Source organism: Luteimonas sp. YGD11-2, assembly GCF_004118975.1.
In the GTDB taxonomy this organism is placed as follows: domain Bacteria; phylum Pseudomonadota; class Gammaproteobacteria; order Xanthomonadales; family Xanthomonadaceae; genus Luteimonas; species Luteimonas muca.
Map to the genome: position 1 here is coordinate 2820883 of NZ_CP035376.1, position 21291 is coordinate 2842173.

A 21291-nucleotide genomic window follows, 5' to 3' on the forward strand; every position below is an offset into this window, starting at 1 on the left:
CATTACCGTTGCTCATCGGGGTTTCCTCGTCGGGTGCGCGGGCGCTGCCCACGCGGGAGATACGGGATTGCCTTCACGTGCTGTCGTGCGGAGCGACCCGGCGCGGCGAACCGCGCCGTGCATCAGAACTTGCCGTAATACCCTTCCTTCAGAGCGTCGAACAGGTTGGCGGCGGTGTGGGTTTCGCCGTCGTATTCGATCTGCTCGTTGCCCTTCACCTCCACCACGGACCCGTCCTCGAGCTCGAAGCGGTAGGTGGTGTTCTCCAGGTCCTTCTCCTTCACCAGCACGCCCTGGAAGGCGGCCGGGTTGAAGCGGAACGTGGTGCAGCCCTTGAGGCCCTGCTGGTAGGCGTAGGTGTAGATGTCCTTGAAGTCCTCGTACGGGTAGTCGGTCGGGACGTTCGCGGTCTTGGAGATCGAGCTGTCCACCCACTTCTGCGCGGCGGCCTGCACGTCCACGTGCTCCTTCGGCGAGATGTCGTCGGCGGAGATGAAGTAGTCGGGCAGCTGCGCGTCGGCGCTTTCGGCGAACGGCATCGCCTTGGCGTTGACCAGGTGGCGGTAGGCCAGCAGCTCGAAGGAGAACACGTCCACCTTCTCCTTCGACTTCTTGCCCTCGCGGATCACGTTGCGGCTGTAGTGGTGCGCGAACGAGGGCTCGATGCCATTGGAGGCGTTGTTGGCCAGGCTCAGGGAAATGGTGCCGGTGGGTGCGATCGAGCTGTGGTGGGTGAAGCGCGCACCGGTCTCGGCCAGCTGCTCGACGAGTTCCGGCGCCACGGTGGCCACCTTCTGCATGTAGCGGCTGTAGCGCGCGTGCAGCACCTTGCCTTCGATCTCCTGGCCGATCTTCCAGCCGTCTTTCGCCATCTCCGGGCGCTTGCGCAGCATTTCCCGGGTAATGGTGAAGCGCTCTTCCATGATCGGCGCCGGTCCCTTCTCCTGGGCGAGCGCCAGGCCGGTTTCCCAGCCGGCAACGGCCATGTCGCGGGCGATGGCTTCGGTGAACTCGCAGCTCTCCTTCGAGCCGTACTTCATCTTCAGCATGGTCACGGTGCTGCCCAGGCCCAGGAAGCCCATGCCGTGGCGGCGCTTGCGCATGATCTCGTTGCGCTGCTCTTCCAGCGGCAGGCCGTTCACTTCCACCACGTTGTCGAGCATGCGGGTGAACACGCGCACGACTTCCTTGTATTCCTCCCAGTCGAAACGCGCGCGGTCGGTGAACGGGTCGCGCACGAACTTGGTGAGGTTGATCGACCCCAGCAGGCACGCGCCGTACGGCGGCAGCGGCTGCTCGCCGCAGGGGTTGGTGGCGCGGATGTTCTCGCACCACCAGTTGTTGTTCATCTCGTTGACCTTGTCGATCAGGATGAAGCCCGGCTCGGCGTAGTCGTACGTCGAGACCATGATCATGTCCCACAGGTGGCGGGCACGGACCTTGCCGTACACGCGGCAGGCCACCAGGCCGTCGTCGCGCACCACATAGCCTTCGGTCTGCGGCCACTCGCGCCAGATCACCTGCTCGGCATCGGCGAGGTCGACATCGCCCTCTTCCTTCAGCGACAGCGGGAACACCAGCGGCCAGTCGGCATCTGTCTCCACCGCCTGCATGAAGCCGTCGGTGACCAGCAGCGAGAGGTTGAACTGGCGCAGGCGGCCGTCCTCGCGCTTGGCGCGGATGAAGTCGCGCACGTCGGGGTGGCTGACGTCGAAGGTGCCCATCTGCGCGCCACGGCGGCCACCGGCCGACGACACCGTGAAGCACATCTTGTCGTAGATATCCATGAAGGACATCGGGCCCGAGGTATAGGCGCCGGCGCCGGCGACGAACGCGCCGCGCGGTCGCAGTGTCGAGAACTCGTAGCCGATGCCGCAGCCGGCTTTCAGCGTCAGCCCGGCCTCGTGGACCTTCTGCAGGATGCCGTCCATCGAGTCGCCGATGGTGCCCGACACGGTGCAGTTGATGGTCGAGGTGGCGGGCTTGTGGGCCAGCGCGCCGGCGTTGGAAGTGATGCGGCCGGCCGGGATCGCCCCGCGGCGCAGCGCCCACAGGAAGCGCTCGTACCAGTACTTGCGCTTCTCGCCGTCGGGCTCGGCATCGGCCAGCGCGCGCGCGACGCGCTGGTAGGTGCCGTCGATGTCGGCATCCACCGGTTCGCCCTGCTTGGTCTTGAGGCGGTACTTCTTGTCCCAGATGTCCGCCGACGCGGGCTGCATCGGGATGTCCGTGGTCGTGTCGTTCCTGACCGCCTCGAGGCGCACCGTGCTCATGCCTGACCTGTCTCCTGTGGTGTCCGGCGGAGTGCTTCCGCCGTGATGTTGTTTCATGGGTGGGTGTCCGGTGCCGGCGCCTGGAGGCACCGACGCCCGGAGCGCGCTGCGTGGTTACGCATCGCGATCGTGTCCGTGGTTTGTGCGTGGCCCGGGGCCGATTACCTGCACGTCCGCCTCCCCGTCAGGCGTTGCATGCCGACCTTGCCTGTCCACCAGTGCTTGGGTTATGGGCTTCATGCAGACCCCAAGATGTAGTGGACAACGCGGTCCAAGCTACGCCCGGCCGGGGGCGAAGTCAACGCCTTGACGGGGTCTCCGACGTGCGGTGCGCGGGGGTCTTCACGGGCCACGGGAGCGGCCCGCCGGGTGATCATGAACAGGCGCTTTTCAAGCAGTGGCGGGGCGCCCCGCGGGTGTGGAGCACAAGCTGACTGCGCGTTACCGTCGGGCCCCGGCGACGTGTCGCGCACCCCGCTTTCACGTCGCTGCCACCCACCCCGACAGAACAATCAACTTCACATGCGCCCATTCCCGACCCTCCTTGCCCTGATGGCCGCTGCCGCGTTCGGCGGCATGGCCGCCACCGTGCTCACCGACCTGCCACGCCAGGCGCGCGCGGCCGAGCCCGCGGTGCCGGCGCCGGCCGGCGTGGTCACGTCGGGGCTGCCGTCGATCGGCGGCCAGCCGCTGCCGTCGCTGGCACCCATGCTCGAGCAGGTGATCCCGGCCGTCGTCGGCGTGCACAACACCCGCCGCGTGCAGGTCAGCCCCTTCGGCAACGACCCGTTCTTCCGCCGCATGTTTCCCGAGATGAGCCAGGAGCGGCTGGACCAGTCGCTGGGCTCGGGCGTGGTCGTGGATGCCCAGCGCGGCCTGGTGCTGACCAACCACCACGTGATCGAGGGCGCCGACGAGGTGTCGGTGACGCTGTCGGACGGGCGCACGCTGCCGGCCGAGTTCCTCGGCTCCGACCCGGAGACCGACATCGCGCTGATGCGGGTGGAGTCCACCGACCTCACCGCGATCCCGCTGGCCGACAGCAGCACGCTGCGGGTCGGCGATTTCGTGGTCGCGGTGGGCAACCCGTTCGGCTTCAGCCAGACGGTGACCTCCGGCATCGTCTCGGCGGTCGGCCGCAGCAACGTGCCGGGCATCGGCTTCCAGAACTTCATCCAGACCGACGCGTCGATCAACCCCGGCAATTCCGGGGGCGCGCTGGTCAACCTGCGCGGCGAGCTGGTCGGCATCAACACCGCCAGCTTCAACGTGCGTGGCAGCATGGCCGGCAATATCGGCATCGGCTTCGCGATCCCGTCGAACCTGGCCGGCAGCGTGATGCGCCAGCTGGAGAACAGCGGCACGGTGCGCCGCGGCACGCTCGGCATCGACACCCAGACGGTGGATGCGCGCATCGCCCAGGGCCTGGGCATCGACGAGCCGCGCGGTGCGGTGGTGACCCGGGTGCACGAAGGTGCGGCCGGTGCACGTGCCGGTCTGCGCACCGGCGACGTCGTGGTCGCCGCCAACGGCCAGCGCGTGGACAACGCCGAGGCGCTGCGCAACATCCAGGGCCTGCAGCCGGTGGACGCGCCGATGACGCTGTCGGTGCTGCGCGACGGCCGCACCCTCGAGATCTCGACGCGCCTGACCGAACTGCCGCGCGACGGCGCCTCGTACGACCCGCGTCTGGCCGGCGCCACCCTGTCCGACCTTCCCGAAGCATTGCGCCGCCAGACCGACCGCATCAGCGGCGTGCTGGTGGAGCGTGTCGAGCCCGGCAGCGCGGCGGCCCGCAACGGCCTGCGCGCCGGGGACCTGATCCGCGCCGCCACCGGTGGCCAGTTCCACGACCTTGCCGGCTTCCGCGCCACCCTCGCCGGCCAGCCGGACGCACTGGTGCTGCTGGTGGTCCGCGGTGGCCGCCAGTACCAGCTGCGCCTGCAGTAGTTCCGCCCCACCCCTCACCCAACGGAGAACGACCATGAGCACCACCCCGACCAATACCCTCAAGCAGGACCTCGGTGACTGCGGCGGCTCGCTGAAGCAGGCCGCCACCGATGCCAGCAGCGCGCTGCGCAATGCCGCCGCGGCTGCCGCCGAAGAGCTGAAGGCCGGCCAGGCCAATCTGAAGGCCGACCTGTCCGATGGCGCCTCCGCCGGCATGTCGGCGCTGGGTGGCCTCAACGAAGCGGGCCGCGAGCAGGTCGACGAGCTGCTCGACAAGGGCAAGGACCTGGTCGACAGCGCGGCCGACATGATCCGCGAGCGTCCGCTGGCGTCGTTCGGCGTTGCCTTCGCTGCCGGCTGGCTGATCGCCAAGCTCGGCCGCTAACGTCCAGTCCTGCCACGGGGAACAGCCTTGAAACCTGACGACCAAGCCCCCCGGGACGCCACAGGCGGCGCTGCGCCCGAACCGGGCAAAGCGCCGCACGTGGACGAAAGCGTCCGTCGCATCGGCAAATCCGGGCGTGACACCGCGAAGTCCGCACTGGACACCGGGCGTGCGCTGCGACGGCTGATCTCGGCCGACTTCGCGCTCGCGCGCAGTGCCACCGGCCGTGCAATGGCCTGGGTGGCGATCGGGGTGGTGTTCGGCGCGTCGGCGTGGCTGCTGCTGATGGGCGCGCTGATCGTGCTGCTGCAACGTATCGACGGGATCTCCTGGCTGGCCTCGTTCACGATCACCGCGCTGGTCAGCCTGGTGGTCACCGGGCTTGCCGGCTGGCGGGCCTCGGTGTTCTTCGATTACGCGGGCATGCACGCCAGCCGCCGGCAGTTGCAGCGGCTGGGGCTGTTCAGCGAGGACGACGAGGATGACGAGGAGTCGTCCGCCGCCAAGGGCACCCAACCCCCGATGCCCTCGGAGGCGGCGGGTCCGCAGCGTGACGGACTGGCCGGTCCGAAGCCACCGGGGACGGAGGCGCCATGAACTTCGAACAACTGAAAAAGCGCGTGGAGCGCAGCGAGCAGGTGGTGGACGGCCGCATCCTGCAGACCCGGCTGTCGTGGAGCGGGCTGCAGACCAACTGGAAGGAAGGCTGGACCCCGCCGCGCATCATCATCGTCGGTGCTTTGCTGGGCTTCATCAGCGGCAAGGCACAGCCGGCGCGGGCGATGCGCCACGTGGGCCAGTTCGCCAACCCGAAGATGATGCAGCTGGTGACCTCGGTGGCGGGGCTGGTGGCCTCGGTGCAGTCGAGCTTTGCCGCCAGCAAGGCCCAGACCGCCGCCGACACCGCGGATGACGCCGCGACCACGGCCGACGTGGCCGCGACCACCGCGGATGCAGCAGCGGGCGGTGCCGCCGGTGGCGCGGCTGCGGACGCGTCCATGTCTGCCGCGCGTGTGGCGGCGGGCTCCACGGCGACGATGCATCCATTCGATGCGGATCGGCCACGCAGTGATCGCAGCCGGCCGGACCCGCAGTGGGATCGCCAGCCGTCACCGGCCGAGGCCGCCACCGACCTGTCAGAACGCTAGCGGCATGGTCGCCAGCGCCGAGACCGTCGACAGCGAGCTGCCACCGGCGCCCGCCCCCCGCCCACGCGCGCCGGTCTCACTGGTGGTGCTGGCCACCCTTGCCGTGCTGGCCGCCGCCTGGGCGGCGCAGGGGCTGATCCTGCCCATTCTGCTGGCGATGTTCTTCGCCATGGTCGGCAACCCGATCCTGCGCGGCCTGCGGCGGCTGTACGTGCCGCGCTTCCTCGGCGCGCTGATCGTGCTGATCGGTGGCCTGGCGGCAACCGGCATGCTGGCCTGGCAGCTGGCGGGCCCGGTGCGGGTATGGATCGAGGAGGCGCCGCGGCAGCTGCGCTCGCTCACCCCGCGCCTGCAGCAGATGGCCAAGCCGGTGCAGTCGGCCAGCGCCGCGGCGGAATCGATCGCCCGGGTCGCCGATGTCGGCCCGAAGCAGCGCGTGCAACTGGTGGAGATCAAAAGCGGCGGCACGCTGGCGCTGCTGGCGGCCACGCCACGGATGATGGCGTCGGTGCTGGCGGTGGTGCTGCTGACGTTCTTCTTCATGGTCTACGGCGAGCGCCTGCAGCGGCATGCGATCGCGATCCTGCCCGACCGCCAGCGCAAGAAGCTCACCGTCGACATCATGTCCTCGATCGAGCGCGAGGTGTCGCGCTACATCCTCACCATCAGCATCATCAACACCCTGCTGGGCATGGCGCTCGCCGGCAGCCTGATGGCGCTGGGCGTGGGCGGCCCGGAGGCGCTGATGTGGGGCACGATCGTGGCGCTGCTGAATTTCGCCCCGTACGTCGGCGCCTTCATCGGCGCGTTCCTGATGTTGCTGATGGGCCTGGTGAGCTTCGACACGCTGGGCATGTCGCTGCTGCCGGTGGCGATCTATCTCGGCCTGCACACGCTGGAGGGGCAACTGATCACCCCGATCGTGCTCGGCCGGCGGATGGCGCTGTCGCCGCTGATCCTGATCATCGCGCTGATGGTGTTCGGGTTCCTGTTCGGCATCATCGGCCTGCTGCTGGCGGTGCCTCTGCTCGTCTGCGCCAAGATCGCGCTGGTGCGCGTGGAAGGCATGGACCGCTGGGCGCGACTGCTGGAGTAGTCCCCGGCGCGGGACGCTGCGTGCCTCACGGCACGGGTGCCGGTCAGCGGCCGCGGCCTACAATGGCCGCCATGGCTTTCGCCGTCCGCGCCATCACCCTCGACCTCGACGACACCGTGTGGCCGTTCGCACCGATCGGCGAGCGCATCGAGCGCGTGCTCGACGAGTGGCTGCGCACGCACAGCCCGGAAACCGCGAAGCGCTGGCCGCCGGAGGCGATGCGCGCGATGCGCGAACGGGTGTGGCGCAACAATCCGCACCTGGCCCATGACCTCTCCGCGCTGCGGCGGATGACGCTGGAAATCGCGCTGCGCGACAGCGGCGCCGACATGGCGCTGCTGGATCCCGCCTACGAGGCGTTCTACGCCGCGCGCAACGAGGTCGAGCACTACCCCGACAGCCTCGATGCCCTGGCGCGCATCAGCGCGCGGGTGCCGGTGGCGGCGCTGAGCAACGGCAACGCCGACCTCGCGCGGATCGGTATCGACTCGCACTTCGTGTTCCAGCTCGGCTCGCGGGAACACGGCAAGGCCAAGCCGTCGGCGTGCATCTTCCACGCCGCCTGCGCGCGGCTGGAATGCGCGCACGGCGAGGTGCTGCACGTCGGCGACCATGTGGATGCGGACGTCGCCGGCGCCTTCCGCGCCGGCCTGCGCACCTGCTGGATCAACCGCGACGGCCGCCGATGGACCAACCGCCAGCTGCGGCCCGACCTCGAATTCGACAGCCTCGCGGGGCTTGCCGACTGGATGGAAACGCACGACATCCGCGCTCCCGCCATCGCCCGCGCTGGCTGATCCATCACATCGCACCTCGCCGTTTTTTCAGGAGTCCGCATGACATCGACCGCCCCCACCCTGCCCGCCGGCCTGGTCGCCGCCACCGACGCCACGCAGCCGCGCCCGTTGCACGTGGTGCAGCGCGCCGATGTCGACAGCTGGCGCTCGCGCCAGGATGCGCGCACGCAGGCCTGGCTGGACGGCCACGGCTTCGACGGCAAGGGCTGGATCGCGCTGCCCGGCGATGACGGCCTGGCGGGCGCGCTGTGGGTGGTGGACGACGCCCGCGACCCCTACGCCTGGGCACAGGCCCCGACCGCGTTGCCGCAGGGCGACTGGACGGTGGACGTCGCCGACGACGCGCGCAGCGCCTGCGTGCTCGGCTGGGGGCTGGGGGCCTACCGCTTCACCCGCTACTGCAAGGGCGGCCGCGCGCCGGCGCGGCTGGTGCTGGACGGCGAGCATGCCGACATCCTGCACCTCGTCACCGCCTGCAACCGCGTGCGCGACCTGGTCAACACGCCGACCGAGGACATGGGCCCGGAGCAGCTGGAGCAGATTACCCGCGACATCGCCGCCGCGCACGGCGCAAGCGTGGAAAGCATCGTCGGCGACGAGCTGCTGGCGCGGAACTTCCCCGCGATCCACGCGGTCGGCCGCGCCTCGCACCGCGCGCCGCGGCTGCTGCAGCTGACCTGGGGCGACGCCGCACATCCGCAGCTGGTGCTGGTGGGCAAGGGCGTGTGCTTCGACACCGGCGGGCTCGACATCAAGCCGGCCGATGGCATGCGCAACATGAAAAAGGACATGGGCGGTGCCGCGCACGCGATCGCCATGGCCGAACTGGTGATGGCCCGCGCGTTGCCGGTGCGGCTGACGCTGCTGGTCCCGGCGGTCGAGAACGCCATCGGGCCGAACGCGCTGCGCCCGGGCGAGGTGATCGCCACACGCAAGGGTCTGAGCGTGGAGATCGACAACACCGACGCCGAAGGCCGCCTGGTGCTGTGCGATGCGCTGGCGCTGGCCGGCGAGCAGTCGCCGGACCTCATCGTCGACTTCGCGACGCTCACCGGCGCCGCGCGCATCGCGCTCGGCCCCGACCTGCCGGCGCTCTACAGCAACGACGACGGCGTGGCCGGTGCGTGGCTGGAGCAGGGCCTGGCCCACCGCGACCCGGTGTGGCGGATGCCGCTGTGGCGGCCGTACCTGCGCTATCTGCACAGCCGCATCGCCGACATGGCCAATGCCGGCTCGCGGATGGCCGGTTCGGTCACCGCCGCCCTGTATCTCGAGCGCTTCGTGCCGGAAGGCCAGCCGTGGGCGCACCTGGACGTGTATTCCTGGAACGACAGCGACCGCCCCGGCAAGCCCGCAGGCGGCGAGGCCCAGGGCCTGCGCGCGGCGTGGGCGATGCTGGAAGCGCGCTACCGCTGAACGGCACGCCGGAACAGCGCCCTCATCCGCCCCTGCGGGGCACCTTCTCCCGCAGGCGGGAGAAGGGTTGGTCCTGCCCCCCCCCGCCGGAGGGTAGGGCTTGCATGCCGCGCACACCGGCACGGGGGAGCAGGAATCAGTCGAGGCGGGCGGTGTCTCGACAGGCAAGGTCGCCCCCTTACGAGAGCCCCGCGACTGACAACCCTTCTCCCGCCTGCGGGAGAAGGTGGCGCGGAGCGCCGGATGAGGGCGGCTCGCCGGTCTGGTGGGTGACCCTGCCGCTCAGGCCGGCAGTTCCACCCGCAGGAGATCCGCCGGCCGTTCCGCTGCGGTGACCTCGGCCTGTGGATCCTCCTCACGATCCCACGCAAGCGCATCGCCAGCCGCCAGCGCGTGTTCGCCGATCGCGACGTTCCCGTGCAGCACCTGCAGCCACACCTTGCGCCCGGGCTTCACGTCGATCGCCACCCCCTCGCCCGGTGGCACCCTCGCCACCGAGATCCGCGCATCCAGACGCAGCGGCAATGCGTCCGGGTCGGCGTTGTCGGCATCGCCGGAATCGGCATCGCCAGCCGCCAGTACCTGCCAGCGTCCATCACGGCCCGTGCGGTCGAACCACGCCTCCAGCTTCCGCGGCGTGGTGTTGAGCACAGCCGGTTGCAGCCACAGGCGCACCATGTCGACCGGATGCTCCGCGGACGGGTTGTGCTCGACGTGGTCGATGCCATGCCCGGCGTCGAGCAGCTGCGCGCAGCCGCCATGCAGTTCGCCGGATGCGGTGCCATCGGACCACGCCAGCACGCCACAGCGCACCCAGGTCAACACCTGCATGTTGGCTCTACGTTGCGCCGGCAGCGCCACGCCCGCGCCGATGCATTCCTCGGCCAGTACGCGCAGCGCACCGAAGCCCATGCGGCTGCGATCGACAAAGCTGCCCGACGAGAAGCTGTGCACGCTGTCGATGCCGGCCTGCGCCAGGCGGCCGCGGGTGTGCGCGGGAAACAACACGGGCATGGAACCTCCGCAGACGAAGACGCCCCCGGGTCCGGGGGCGTCGCGATCTTACCGCTGCGCATCCTGCCGTTGCAGCGCGCTCACTCCGCGGCGACGCTGGCCTCGGTGGTGATGTGCAGTTCGATCTCGTCGGCCACGTGCGGCACGTGCATGCCCAGGCCGAAGTCGCTGCGCTTGATCGTGGCCTTCGCATCGAAGCCCGCGGTCGGCTTCCTGCTCATCGGGTGCGCACCGATGGTGTTGATGGTGGTGTCGAGCACCACCTCGCGAGTGATGTCCTTGATGGTGAGGTCGCCGGTGACCTTCAGCTTTCCCTCGCCTGCGGCTTCCACCGAGGTGCTGCGGAAGGTGGCCTGCGGGAATTTCTCCGCATCGAAGAAATCGTCGCTCAACAGGTGGTCGTTGAACGCCGGCACGTTGGATTCCAGCCCGGACAGCGGCAGGGTGACCTGGACGCTGGAGGCGGACACGTCGTCGGCGTCGTGGACGATGCGGCCCTCGGCATCGCCGAACAGGATCACCGGATTGGAGAAGCCGAAGTGGTTCCACTTCGCCACGACCGTGGTGTGCGACGGATCCATCGTGTAGGTGACCGGGGCGGCGAATGCGGCACCGGCGGCCACTGCCAGCGCGGCGACCAGCGCACTGCGTTGCAGGAACCTGCGGGAATGCATGTGCATGGCGGAACTCCTTGTGGCGGGATGAGTGCATGAGCCGGGTCGGTGGACCCGGCGGTCATGTCATGGGACACCGGATCACACGATCCGGCAGGCCTCGTCGAACGACAGCCGCGGCGAACGGTCGAAGATGCTGGCCGGGTCGCCATGGCCGATGTTGACGAGGATGTTGCTGCGGATGCTGGTGCCGGCGAAGAACAGCTCGTCGACCATCGCCGCGTCGAAGCCGGTCATCGGGCCGGTGTCGAGGCCCAGCGCGCGCGCGGCGAGGATCAGGTAGGCCGCCTGCAGGCTGCCGTTGCGCAACGCATGGTCGCGGCGTGCTTCCTGCGGGCCGTCGAACCAGCTCTTCGCATCGGTATGCGGGAACAGGTACGGCAGCTTCTCGTGGAAGTCGAGGTCATGGCCGACGATCACCACCACCGGCGCCGACAGCGTCTTCTCCCGATTGCCCTCCGACAGCGCCGGGGCGAGCTTCTGCTTCGCCTCGTCGGACCGTACGAACACGAAACGCGCCGGACACTGGTTGGCGCTGGTCGGCCCCCACTTCACCAGTTCGTACAGCCGCTGCAGGGTGGCGTCGTCGATCCCGCCGGTGAAGCGGTTGTAGGTGCGTGCGGTGCGGAAGAGCTGGTCCAGGGCAGTCGCGTCGAGCGCCTTCATCGTGCGTGGGTCCTTTGCGGCGATGCCGCGCGTGTGAACAGGCCCGCAGTGTAGAGTCCCGGCCGCAGGGCTGCCGAGCCCGGGTCGCAACGCAAGGTCATGCCACTGGAACGCACGCCCGCGCAATTCAAGGACCACGTCGTGGATGCGGCGATCTGGACCCTCACCGACGGCAACGCCGGCAACGTGCGCCAGGCCGATGCGCTGGCGGCCGCGCTCGGCGGGCCAACCCGCGGCTTCACGCTTGCCGCGCGCGCGCCATGGCGCGTGGCGGCACCGCGCATGCTGCCGCGTGCACGGGGTGCATTCGGCGATGCCTGGGCACAGGCGCTGGCGCAGCCGCCGCGGCTGGCGATCGGCTGCGGCCGCCAGGGCGCGCTGGCCACGCGGCTGGCCGGCCGTGCCGGCGCGCGCACCGTGCAGATCCTCGATCCGCGCATCGACCCGTGCCACTGGGACCTGGTGATCGCACCCGATCACGACGGTCTGCGCGGCGAAAACGTACTGACCGTGACCGGCAGCCTGCATCCGGTCGACGATGCCTGGCTCGACGCGGCCCGCGTTGCGCACCCCGCGCTGGGCGCGCTGCCCGGCCCGCGCACCGCGTTGCTGCTGGGCGGGCCGAGCCGGCATGTCGGGTTCGACGTGGCCGCGTTCGAGCGGCTGGCGGCGATGCTGCTGCCGCGCATCGCCGCCGAGGGCGGCAGCCTGCTGGCCACGGTGTCACGGCGCACGCCGGCCGACGTCGTCAGCGCACTGCGCGCACGCGTGGCCGATCTTCCCGGCGTGTGCTGGACCGGCCCCGGCGATGGCGCGAACCCCTATGCCGGACTGCTGGCCTGGGCCGATCGCATCGTCTGCAGCGCGGACTCGGTCAACATGCTGTCGGAGGCGAGTGCGACGCGGGCGCCGGTGTTCGTCGCCGAACCCGGGCGCGTGCGCGGACGTCCGCGGCAGTTCATCGATGCGCTGCTGTCGCGCGGGCGCGTGCGCGCGCTGGATGCGGCACTGGAACCATTCGACGCCGAGCCTCTGCGCGAGACCGCGCGCATCGCCGTGGTGGTGCGGGCACGCCTGGGGATCGACCCCGGCTGAGCTGACTGCAGGATCCTGCACGGAACGGATCCTGCGCAAGCGGATGCCTGGCAGCAGTCGTGCGGGGAGCGGCGTTTGGGCGATCGCGCTACCCGCAAGCCCGCCGTCACCGCAGGCATTTCGTGGCCGAAGCCGCTCCCACATGTCCATCCCAGGAGTACTCCATGGGTTCCCATGGGAGTTCGCCGGGCCGCTGCCGCGGGTGCTGCGGCCTTTGACGTACAATCGCCGCGCTTCAGGTGACCCGGCTTTGGCCGGGTTGGACACGCCAGTGTCCAACGGGAAGCCGGTGACGCGCGCGGAGATCTCCGCCGCCATTCCGGCGCTGCCCCCGCAACGGTAAGCGAGTCGAGGCGCCGCCTCCGCCACTGTGGTCCCGCGCAAGCGGCCCATGGGAAGGCGCGGCGCCGGGGCCGGTCCACGACCGGTCCACTCGCGAGCCCGGAGACCGGCCTGGAGCGGGCCCCGGCCCGAGCGGTTGCCGATGCGGTGGGCATCGAGGCTGCGCGATGCGCGTGCGCGTGCATCCGTGCCTCGCGCCTGTCTGTTGCGTGCACCCGTGCGGGTCGATCGCGGGCAGTCGCATCCAGCGCCTGCCTCCACACGACACGCGTGCGAGGGTGCGCGCGAGGAGTTTCCATGCACGTCCGACCGTTGTTCCTGGCGATCGCCGCCAGCGTCCCATTCGTTCCGATGACCGGCCACGCCGTGACTGCCGCGGCAGACCTGGATGAGATCGTCGTCACCGGCACCCGGCTGCCCGTCACGCTCGCCGACAGCATCTCGCCCACCGAGGTGATCGATCGCGCCGAGATCGAACGCACCCAGCCGCTGGACCTGCCGGAGCTGCTCCAAGGGCGTGCCGGCATCAACCTGGTGAACAACGGCGGGCCGGGCAAGCAGACCTCGCTGTTCATGCGCGGCGCGGGCTCCAACCAGATCCTGGTGCTGGTGGATGGCATCCGCATCGGATCCGCCACCGCCGGCCTGCCTGCGCTGCAGGACATTCCCGTCGAACAGATCGAACGCATCGAGATCGTACGCGGACCGCATTCCAGCCTGTACGGCGCCGATGCGATCGGCGGCGTCATCCAGATCTTCACCCGCCGCGACCGCGGTGCATTGCGGCCGCGTCTGCACCTCGGTGCGGGCAGCGACAACCTGCGCCGGGCCGGTGCCGGCATCGGTGGCGGCAGCGAACGTGCGTGGTTCGGTGCGGACGTCGCCTACACCCGCACCGATGGCATCAACTCGTGCCGCGGGCGCGGGCCGGATCCGGCTGATCCGTACGACTTCGGCGCCGGCTGCTTCACCGACGAACCCGACGACGACGGCTACCGCAACCTGTCGACCAGCGTGCTTGGCGGAGTGGCGCTGGCCGAACACTGGACCCTCGATGCGCATCTGCTGCGCGCCGAAGGAGAGAACGAATACGACGGCAGCTGGGCGAACTACTCGGAGGTCGTCCAGCAGGTGGCCGGCGCCACCCTGGACTATGCGCCGGCCAGCGGCTTCGGCCTCCGCTCGAGCGTGGGCCGCAGCACCGACCGGACCGACGACTACGCCGACGGCATCCACGTCGCCGAATTGCGCACCCGTCGCGACCAGGCCACCGTCCAGGCGAACCTGCCGCTGGGCACCACGCAGACCGCGGCGGTCGGCATCGACTGGCTGCGCGACCGGATCGACGGCACCTCCGGGTACGACGTGGCATCGCGGGACAATCTCGGCGTGTTCGCGGTCTGGACGGGCCGCTTCGGCGCACACCACATCGAGGCCAGCGCGCGGCACGACGACAACGAACAGTTCGGCGGCCACGCCACCGGCAGCCTCGGCTGGGGCCTGTCGCTCGCGCATGACCTGCGCCTCAATGCCAGCTTCTCAACGGGTTTCCGCGCTCCGAGCTTCAACGACCTGTACTACCCCGGCTTCGGCAACGCCGGCCTGCAGCCCGAGGAATCGAAGAACCTGAACCTCGGAGTCAGCCAGGCCCGCAACGCCTGGCACTGGGCGCTGGACGTGTACGAGAACCGCGTCGACGATCTCATCAGCTACGACGCCGCACTCGGCCTGCCCGGCAACGTGGCGAAGGCGCGCCTGCGCGGTGCCGAACTGGCCGGTGGGCTGGCACTGGGCGAGTGGCGCCTTGGCGCGCAGCTCAGCCACGTCGATCCGCGCAACCGCAGCGACGGGCCGGGCCACGACAACCTGCTCGCGCGGCGTGCGCGCAACACCGGCCGCGTCGACATCGACCGCGCGTTCGGCGCGCTGCGCGTGGGCGCAACGGTCAACGCCGCCGGCCACCGTTACGACGATGCCGCCAATCTCGACCGCGTCGGCGGCTTCGCCACCACCGACCTGCGCGTAGAGTACGCCTTCGCGCCCGCGTGGGCCCTGCAGGCGCGGGTGAGCAACGTGTTCGACCGCGACTACGAGACGGTGCGCTGGTACAACCAGCCCGGCCGCGGGTTCATGGTGACGCTGCGTTACGCGCCGGTACGCTGACCGCGCGACGCAGTTCCGCGTGCCCTTGCGGCCCGGGGAACAGTCGCGGCCAAAGCCGCTCCCACACCGCCTGTGGGAGCGCCTTCAGGCGCGAATGCCATCCGTGCGCAGGCATCGCGGCCAGGGCCCGACCGGCCCTTGCCTGTGGGAGCGCGTTCAGGCGCGACAGAGTATCCGCCGCCGGGCGACCGCCGCGGCGCCGCGCCTGGGTGCCTATGCCAGGCTCAGCAGTTCCTCGAAGCGGTCGAGCACCGCCAGGGCGCCGGCGCCGTGCAGGTCGAAGCTGCGCGGGTAGCCGTAGCTCACCAGCACCACCGGCATCGCCGCCGCATGCGCCGCGGTGAAGTCGGTTTCCGAATCGCCGACCATCAGGCACTGCTGCGGCGGCACGCCCAGCTGCGTGGCCAGGTGCAGCAGGGGACGCGGGTCGGGCTTGCGCCAGGCGAGGCTGTCGCCGCCCACCACCTCATCGAAAAAGCCGTCGATACCCATCGCCGCCAGCAGCGGCGGCACGAAGCGCGAGGGCTTGTTGGTGCACACGGCCATGCGCACGCCGCGTTCGCGCAGCGCCTGCAGGGTGTCGGCGACACCGTCGTACAGCCGCGGCGCCAGCAGCAGGCAGGCCTCGTAATGGACCATGAAGCGCGGATACACCTCATCCGCCGACAACGGACTGCCTGCATCGCGCAGCGCACTGGTGATCAGCTGCGGCGCGCCTTCGCCGATCCAGCCGCGGATGCGCGCTTCGGGCACGCGTGGCAGGCCGAGTTCGGCCAGCATGCGGTTGACCGCCTCAGCGATGTCGGAAGCGCTGTCGACCAGCGTGCCGTCGAGGTCGAACAGGACGGCGGGGAACGGAAACGTCATGGCGCTCTGCCGGTGCCGGCGGGCCATTCTCGCACCCGCGCGCGAGGGCGTCGCGCCGGCGACGTCAGTGCGCGGGACGCACCGCGTCGACGTCGCCGCGGATTGCATGCAGCACGCGCACCAGCTCGCGATAGCCGGCGGCCAGTTGCGCGAACAGCTCGCCATAGGCATCCCGGCTTGCAGCGGCCACGTCGCGGTAGGCGCCGCGGCCCAGGTCGACGAAGTAGTCCAGGCTGACCCGCCGGCGCTCCGCCAGTGCCGGATACAGCCCGGCGATCAGCAGGCAACGATCGCCGACATCGCGCAGCGCATCGGCACGCGCCCGCCCGAAGCATTCCTGCGCGTGCAGCCATTCCAGTGCCTGCGTGCGCGCCAGCAGCATGCCGTCGCGCTGGTGCCGCAACAGCACGAAGACCAGGTAACTCTCGCTTGCCTCGTCGAGCGGGCAACCGCCGCGCCGTGCGCCGTCGCGCACCAGTGCCTGGTAGAGCTCGGCCGCCGCGCCTTGGGTCAGGGTGTGCATGCATCGCCTCCTGTGTGTGTTCCGGGCAGCACCGACGCTAGCGCAACAGCTCGCGAAAACCTTGGCAGTCGCGCGGCGACGCTGCCAGTGCAGCGGAACACAGCTTCGCGCGCCGGCCCGTCCACGCCGGGTGACCGCGCGTTATGGTGCGGGCCCTGCAGTCCCCGGAGACGACGCATGTCCCAGACCACCTCCACCGCCGTCATCGCATCGCCGGATGCCGCACGCCTGCTGCGTACGCTGTGCAACCACTGGCGCCACAAGTTCGAGATCCGCCGCGACCATGACGGCCACGCCCATGTGCCGTTCACCGCCGATGGCGGCGCGGATTTCGACGTCGACGGCGAGCGCCTGCGCATCCGCCTGCAGCATCCCGACGCCGACGAGCGCGCGCGCCTGCAGCGTGTCATCGAGAACCACCTGCGGCGTTTCGAACGCGACGAGACGCTGGCCTTCGACTGGTCGCCCGACGGCGGCGCGTGACCGTCAGGCGACGCTGAACAGCTCGCGCTGGCCGGGCAGTTCCTCGCGTTCGCGAAAGCCCGACAGGCCCACGCCCACCAGCCGGTAGCGCGTCGTGGCCGGAAGCTCGACGCGGTGGCGCAGCGCGCTGGCGATCGTGGCGAGTTCCTGCGCCGAACGCGGCGGCATGTCCGGCGTCAGGCTACGGGTGAGGATGCGGAAATCGGCGGTCTTGAGTTTGAGCACCACGGTGCGACCGACCCGCTCCGTGCGCGTGGTGGCGGCCCAGGTCTTCTCCGCCAACCGCTGGATCTGCGACTCCAGTGCGTCCAGCGGCAGGTCCTCGGCGAAGGTGTCCTCCGAGGAGATCGACTGCACCGGCTGGTCGGGCTCCACGGGGCGCTCGTCGATGCCGCGTGCGCGCTCGTGCAGGCGCCGGCCCCAGGCGCCGAAGCGTCCGACCAGCTGCTCCAGCGGCAGCGCGCGCAGGTCGCCGACGGTGGCCACGCCGAGCTCGGCAAGCCTGCCCTGCATGACCTTGCCGACGCCGGGGATACGCCCCACCGGCAGGTCGGTGAGGAAGGCGGTGACCTGCGACGGCCGCACCACGAACAGGCCGTCGGGCTTGTTCCAGTCGGATGCGATCTTGGCGATGAACTTGTTGGGCGCCACTCCCGCCGATGCGGTCAGCGCGGTTTCCTCGCGGATCTGCGCGCGGATGCGCTCCGCGGTGGCGGTGGCACTGGGCGCGGCGATCTTCGGCTCGGTGACGTCGAGATAGGCCTCGTCGAGCGACAGCGGTTCGACGAGGTCGGTGTGCTGGTGGAAGATCGCCCGCACCTGCTTCGACACCGCCTTGTAGCGGGCGAAGTCGGGCGGCACGAACACCGCATCCGGGCACAGGCGCTCGGCGCGCAGCGCCGGCATCGCCGAGCGCACGCCATAGCGGCGCGCCTCGTAGGACGCGGCGCAGACCACCGAGCGCATCCCGCGCCAGGCCACCACCACCGGGCGGCCGCGCAGCGTGGGGTCGTCGCGCTGCTCGACCGAGGCGTAGAAGGCATCCATGTCGATGTGGAGGATCTTGCGCACCCGGCCATTATCCGCCGCGCCGACTGGCCATTTGCTGTCGGCGGCGTTTGCCCGGCGCCGGCGCCGGGAGCATCGCGCGTGAACGCTTTCACGGGCACGCCGGTGATGTCGTTCGCCCGCGGGCGGGCCTGGCCGCGGTTCCCCCGGCGCAGCAGCGCAACGGGCGTCCTTGACCTGCCGCTGACGTGCGGGGGGCGAGGATCCACCGGTACCGGGTGGATCCGCTTCGCGCACCGCCCGATGGCGTGGTGGCATCGGCCGCTCGCCCACCCACGCAATGCGGCGGCATCACGCGCCGCCGGAGATCAGGACCATGACCCAGCACACGCCCCAGCCGCAGCCCGACGCCGACGCCGACGAACAGGACCGCAAGGACCAGGTCGACGAGAACCAGGACGAGGCGCTGGAGGAGACCTTCCCGGCCAGCGACCCGGTATCGCCGTTCGTGCCGGCCAGGGTTCCGGAATAACGATCAGCAGGAACGCGGCGGTGGTGGCCGGGACCGGTCGCCACCGCCGCGGGGGAAGGGATCAGCGTTCCGGCGGCAACGGGCCGATCGGAAGCACCACACGCACCAGGGTGGCATCGTCGGGATCGGGCACCACCTCGAACCCCAGCTGCCGGCACATCGCGATCATGGTGCGATTCTCGCGCAGCACCTGGCCCTCGACCACGCGCAGCCCCAGCCAGTGCGCGTACTCGATCATCAGCCGCATCAGGCGCCAGCCGATCCCGTGGCCCTTGAGGTCGGAACGCACCAGGATGCCGTACTCGCCGCGGTCGAAGTCGGCATCCGCCAGCAGGCGTACCGCGCCGAGCATCTCGCCGGTGGCGGGATCGATCATCGCCAGCGCGATCGCACGCGCGTAGTCGAGCTGGGTCAGCCGGGCGATGAACTCGTGGCTGAAATGACGCACCGCGCTGAAGAAGCGCAGCCGGAGGTCCTCGGTGGTGACGTGGGCGAAGAACGCGCGGAACATCGCCTCGTCCTCGGGCCGCACCGGGCGCACGAACACCTCGCGGCCGTCGGCAAGCTCGACGGTGCGCTCCCATTCCTTCGGATACGGCCGTACCGCAAACCGCGGATGGCCGGGGCCCTTGTGCAGCGGCACGGTGGGCGCGATGCGCACCCGCGCATCGACGGCGACCACGCCGTCGCGATCGGCCAGCAGCGGGTTGATGTCGAGCTCGCGCACCTGCGGCAGGTCCGCGGCGAGCTGCGCCAGCTTCACCAGCACCAGCGCGACGGCATCGGTATCGGCCGCCGGCACGTCGCGATAGGCCCTGAGGATGCGTGACACCCGGGTGCGCCCGATCAGCTCGTGGGCCAGCCGCAGGTCGAGCGGCGGCAGCGCCAGCGCCTTGTCGTCGATCACCTCCACCGCGGTGCCGCCGCGGCCGAACACGATGACCGGTCCGAAGGTCGCATCGTCGGCGATGCCGCAGATCAGCTCGCGGGCCTTCTGCCGCACCACCATCGGCTGCACGGTGACACCGTCGATGCGCGCCTGCGGCTGCCGCTCGCGGGCGCGCTGCAGGATCCCGGCCGCGGCCTCGCGCACCGCATCGGCGCTGACCAGCCCCAGGCGCACGCCGTCGACGTCCGACTTGTGCTGGATATCGGGCGAGAGGATCTTCACCACGACTGCCTGGCCCTGGGCCAGCAGGTCTTCGGCGGCGGTTGCCGCGGCATCGGGATCGGCGGCGCGCACCACCGGCGTGATCGGGATGCCGTAGGCGGCGAACAACCGGCCGACCTGCAGCGGATCCAGCCACTCGCTGCCGGCCACCACCGCCTCGGCGATGACCGCCTGCGCCGCGCCGGCATCGGGTGCGAAATCCTCCGGCAGGCTCGGCGGCGTTTCCTTCAGCGCGTCCTGCGCTTCCTGGTGGCGCACCAGGTACATGAAACCGCGCACCGCGTCGGCCTCGGTGGCATAGGTCGGGATGTTGGCCGCATCCAGCGTGTCGATCGCATCCTGCTGCTTGCCCAGCCAGACCGCGAACACCGGCTTGTCGCCGGCGCGCCCGCGGCGACGACCGAGCACGTCGACCACCGCATGCGCGGCCTCGGACGCCGACGACAGCGCGGTGGGCACGTTCATCGTCAGCACCGCGTCGGTGGCGGGGTCGGCGAGCATGGCTTCCAGCGCGGCGGTGTAACGCGCGCCGTCGGCATCGCCGACGATGTCGACGGGATTGGCGCGCGACCAGGTGCCCGGCAGCACGCCGTCCAGGCGGGTGATGGTGTCTTCGGACAGCGTGGCGACGGTGCCACCCAGGTCCGACAGCGTGTCGACCGCGAGCACGCCGACGCCGCCGCCGTTGGTGAGCACGCCGAGGCGCCGCCCGGGCGTTCCGCGCACGTGGCGCAGGGTTTCCGCGGCAGCAAACAGTTCGTCGAGCGAGTGCACGCGCAGGAGCCCCGCGCGCCGGAAGGCGGCGTCGTAGACCGCATCGGAGCCGGCCAGCGCGCCGGTATGGGTGGCGGCGGCACGCGCACCGGCCGCGTGGCGGCCCGACTTCACCACCACCACCGGCTTGGCACGCGCCGCGGCACGCGCGGCGGACATGAACTTGCGCGCGTTACGGATCGATTCCACGTACAGCAGGATCGCGCGGGTGCGCGGGTCCAGCGCGAAATGGTCGAGCAGGTCGCCGAAGTCGACGTCGAGCGCATCGCCCATCGACACCACCGCGGAGAACCCGACCGAGCGCGCCAGCCCCCACTCGACCATGCCGACCGCGATCGCGCCCGACTGCGACACCAGGGCGAGGTCGCCCGGCGCGGCCGGGTTCGCGGCAAAGCTTGCGTTGAGCCCCGCGTGCGGCGACATCACCCCGAGGCAGTTGGGGCCGATCACGCGCAGGCCGGAGGGCCGCGCGGCGCTGGCGAGCTCTTCGGCGAACGAGCCCGGCCCCTGCCCGAGCCCGGCGGTGATCACGATCGCGGCCCTGACCCCGGCGGCCGCGGCCTCGGCCGCCACCCGCGGCACCATTGCCGGAGGCGTGGTCACCACGACCAGTTCCGGCACCCAGCCCAGTGCCGCGATGCTTGCCGCGGTGGCGATGCCGTCGATGTCCCGATGGCGCGGGTTGACCACGCCGAGTGGTCCGGCGAAGCCCCCATCGCGCAGGTTGCGCAGCACGATGCGGCCGACCGAGCGCTCGCGGGGGCTCGCGCCGACGACGGCGACCGACCGCGGATGGAAGACGGAACCGAGTCCGTAGGTGCTCATGTGCGTCCTCAGGATTGCCCGGGTCGACGATACACTGCCGCCCCCGCACGCCCGGCCACGCCGCTGACGATGCGCCACGCCGCAGGCGC

At 70.6% G+C, this 21291-nt stretch carries 19 protein-coding genes and 1 riboswitch; of the genes, 11 read left to right on the forward strand and 8 right to left on the reverse strand.

What is annotated here, in order from left to right:
• Positions 1-122: 122 nt before the first annotated feature.
• Positions 123-2273, reverse strand: coding sequence for an adenosylcobalamin-dependent ribonucleoside-diphosphate reductase (locus ERL55_RS13095; protein ID WP_129136807.1), 2151 nt, complete (start codon positions 2271-2273; stop codon positions 123-125).
• Between the two features lie 522 nt (positions 2274-2795).
• Between ERL55_RS13095 and ERL55_RS13100 the strand changes: the two genes are divergently transcribed.
• From ERL55_RS13100 to ERL55_RS13130, 7 genes are all read left to right on the forward strand, one after another.
• Entirely contained in the window at positions 2796-4223 is a 1428-nt protein-coding gene (locus ERL55_RS13100) for a Do family serine endopeptidase (RefSeq protein WP_129136808.1), read from the forward strand.
• A gap of 34 nt (positions 4224-4257) precedes the next feature.
• Positions 4258-4608 (forward strand): hypothetical protein, encoded by a 351-nt coding sequence (locus ERL55_RS13105; RefSeq protein WP_129136809.1) that lies wholly within the window; start codon positions 4258-4260, stop codon positions 4606-4608.
• A 27-nt stretch (positions 4609-4635) separates the two neighbouring features.
• Positions 4636-5205, forward strand: coding sequence for a phage holin family protein (locus tag ERL55_RS13110; RefSeq protein ID WP_241685776.1), 570 nt, complete (start codon positions 4636-4638; stop codon positions 5203-5205).
• On the forward strand, positions 5202-5756 hold the full coding sequence (locus tag ERL55_RS13115) for a protein sip-5 (protein WP_129136810.1): 555 nt from the start codon (positions 5202-5204) through the stop codon (positions 5754-5756). The genes ERL55_RS13110 and ERL55_RS13115 overlap by 4 nt, the downstream gene beginning before the upstream one ends.
• Positions 5757-5760: 4 nt before the next feature.
• The gene (locus ERL55_RS13120) at positions 5761-6852 is read left to right on the forward strand and encodes an AI-2E family transporter (RefSeq protein WP_129136811.1); all 1092 of its coding nucleotides are present in this window, start codon (positions 5761-5763) and stop codon (positions 6850-6852) included.
• A gap of 71 nt (positions 6853-6923) precedes the next feature.
• The gene (locus ERL55_RS13125) at positions 6924-7649 is read left to right on the forward strand and encodes an HAD-IA family hydrolase (RefSeq protein ID WP_129136812.1); all 726 of its coding nucleotides are present in this window, start codon (positions 6924-6926) and stop codon (positions 7647-7649) included.
• 39 nt (positions 7650-7688) lie between these two features.
• Positions 7689-9065: a leucyl aminopeptidase family protein gene (locus ERL55_RS13130; protein WP_129136813.1), complete on the forward strand. Its 1377-nt coding sequence runs from the start codon at positions 7689-7691 to the stop codon at positions 9063-9065.
• 282 nt (positions 9066-9347) lie between these two features.
• Here the strand turns inward: ERL55_RS13130 and ERL55_RS13135 are convergent, their stop codons facing one another.
• From ERL55_RS13135 to ERL55_RS13145, 3 genes are all read right to left on the reverse strand, one after another.
• Positions 9348-10079, reverse strand: coding sequence for a pirin family protein (locus tag ERL55_RS13135; protein ID WP_129136814.1), 732 nt, complete (start codon positions 10077-10079; stop codon positions 9348-9350).
• A gap of 80 nt (positions 10080-10159) precedes the next feature.
• A complete protein-coding gene (locus ERL55_RS13140) occupies positions 10160-10759 on the reverse strand; it encodes a YceI family protein (RefSeq protein ID WP_129136815.1) in 600 nt (199 codons plus the stop codon).
• A gap of 75 nt (positions 10760-10834) precedes the next feature.
• Positions 10835-11419 (reverse strand): malonic semialdehyde reductase, encoded by a 585-nt coding sequence (locus tag ERL55_RS13145; RefSeq protein WP_129136816.1) that lies wholly within the window; start codon positions 11417-11419, stop codon positions 10835-10837.
• Positions 11420-11518: 99 nt separating this feature from the next.
• Between ERL55_RS13145 and ERL55_RS13150 the strand changes: the two genes are divergently transcribed.
• Entirely contained in the window at positions 11519-12514 is a 996-nt protein-coding gene (locus ERL55_RS13150) for a mitochondrial fission ELM1 family protein (RefSeq protein ID WP_129136817.1), read from the forward strand.
• Positions 12515-12734: 220 nt separating this feature from the next.
• A riboswitch (cobalamin riboswitch) is annotated at positions 12735-12986 on the forward strand.
• 167 nt (positions 12987-13153) lie between these two features.
• Positions 13154-15019 (forward strand): TonB-dependent receptor, encoded by a 1866-nt coding sequence (locus ERL55_RS13155; protein WP_129136818.1) that lies wholly within the window; start codon positions 13154-13156, stop codon positions 15017-15019.
• A 213-nt stretch (positions 15020-15232) separates the two neighbouring features.
• Here ERL55_RS13155 and ERL55_RS13160 read toward each other — a convergent pair whose 3' ends face one another.
• Entirely contained in the window at positions 15233-15886 is a 654-nt protein-coding gene (locus tag ERL55_RS13160; protein WP_129136819.1) for a phosphoglycolate phosphatase, read from the reverse strand.
• A gap of 64 nt (positions 15887-15950) precedes the next feature.
• Positions 15951-16409, reverse strand: a complete 459-nt coding sequence (locus ERL55_RS13165; RefSeq protein WP_129136820.1) for a hypothetical protein — start codon at positions 16407-16409, stop codon at positions 15951-15953.
• Positions 16410-16586: 177 nt separating this feature from the next.
• Here ERL55_RS13165 and ERL55_RS13170 point away from each other — a divergent pair, with 177 nt between their 5' ends.
• Positions 16587-16892, forward strand: a complete 306-nt coding sequence (locus tag ERL55_RS13170) for a DUF2218 domain-containing protein (RefSeq protein ID WP_129136821.1) — start codon at positions 16587-16589, stop codon at positions 16890-16892.
• A 3-nt stretch (positions 16893-16895) separates the two neighbouring features.
• Here the strand turns inward: ERL55_RS13170 and dinB are convergent, their stop codons facing one another.
• Positions 16896-17963, reverse strand: coding sequence for a DNA polymerase IV (gene dinB / locus ERL55_RS13175; RefSeq protein ID WP_129136822.1), 1068 nt, complete (start codon positions 17961-17963; stop codon positions 16896-16898).
• A 313-nt stretch (positions 17964-18276) separates the two neighbouring features.
• On the opposite strand from dinB, the gene ERL55_RS14980 reads away from it, so the two are divergent.
• The gene (locus tag ERL55_RS14980; protein WP_164972206.1) at positions 18277-18432 is read left to right on the forward strand and encodes a hypothetical protein; all 156 of its coding nucleotides are present in this window, start codon (positions 18277-18279) and stop codon (positions 18430-18432) included.
• 61 nt (positions 18433-18493) lie between these two features.
• On the opposite strand, the gene ERL55_RS13180 is transcribed toward ERL55_RS14980, so the two are convergent.
• Positions 18494-21202 (reverse strand): bifunctional acetate--CoA ligase family protein/GNAT family N-acetyltransferase, encoded by a 2709-nt coding sequence (locus ERL55_RS13180; protein WP_129136823.1) that lies wholly within the window; start codon positions 21200-21202, stop codon positions 18494-18496.
• Between the last annotated feature and the right edge of the window lie 89 nt (positions 21203-21291).

Coding starts and splice junctions, on each gene's coding strand:
- ERL55_RS13095 (WP_129136807.1), bottom strand. CDS start 2,273: ATGAGCACGGTGCGCCTCGAGGCGGTCAGGAACGACACGACCACGGAC.
- ERL55_RS13100 (WP_129136808.1), top strand. CDS start 2,796: ATGCGCCCATTCCCGACCCTCCTTGCCCTGATGGCCGCTGCCGCGTTC.
- ERL55_RS13105 (WP_129136809.1), top strand. CDS start 4,258: ATGAGCACCACCCCGACCAATACCCTCAAGCAGGACCTCGGTGACTGC.
- ERL55_RS13115 (WP_129136810.1), top strand. CDS start 5,202: ATGAACTTCGAACAACTGAAAAAGCGCGTGGAGCGCAGCGAGCAGGTG.
- ERL55_RS13120 (WP_129136811.1), top strand. CDS start 5,761: ATGGTCGCCAGCGCCGAGACCGTCGACAGCGAGCTGCCACCGGCGCCC.
- ERL55_RS13125 (WP_129136812.1), top strand. CDS start 6,924: ATGGCTTTCGCCGTCCGCGCCATCACCCTCGACCTCGACGACACCGTG.
- ERL55_RS13130 (WP_129136813.1), top strand. CDS start 7,689: ATGACATCGACCGCCCCCACCCTGCCCGCCGGCCTGGTCGCCGCCACC.
- ERL55_RS13135 (WP_129136814.1), bottom strand. CDS start 10,079: ATGCCCGTGTTGTTTCCCGCGCACACCCGCGGCCGCCTGGCGCAGGCC.
- ERL55_RS13140 (WP_129136815.1), bottom strand. CDS start 10,759: ATGCACATGCATTCCCGCAGGTTCCTGCAACGCAGTGCGCTGGTCGCC.
- ERL55_RS13145 (WP_129136816.1), bottom strand. CDS start 11,419: ATGAAGGCGCTCGACGCGACTGCCCTGGACCAGCTCTTCCGCACCGCA.
- ERL55_RS13150 (WP_129136817.1), top strand. CDS start 11,519: ATGCCACTGGAACGCACGCCCGCGCAATTCAAGGACCACGTCGTGGAT.
- ERL55_RS13155 (WP_129136818.1), top strand. CDS start 13,154: ATGCACGTCCGACCGTTGTTCCTGGCGATCGCCGCCAGCGTCCCATTC.
- ERL55_RS13160 (WP_129136819.1), bottom strand. CDS start 15,886: ATGACGTTTCCGTTCCCCGCCGTCCTGTTCGACCTCGACGGCACGCTG.
- ERL55_RS13165 (WP_129136820.1), bottom strand. CDS start 16,409: ATGCACACCCTGACCCAAGGCGCGGCGGCCGAGCTCTACCAGGCACTG.
- ERL55_RS13170 (WP_129136821.1), top strand. CDS start 16,587: ATGTCCCAGACCACCTCCACCGCCGTCATCGCATCGCCGGATGCCGCA.
- ERL55_RS14980 (WP_164972206.1), top strand. CDS start 18,277: ATGACCCAGCACACGCCCCAGCCGCAGCCCGACGCCGACGCCGACGAA.
- ERL55_RS13180 (WP_129136823.1), bottom strand. CDS start 21,202: ATGAGCACCTACGGACTCGGTTCCGTCTTCCATCCGCGGTCGGTCGCC.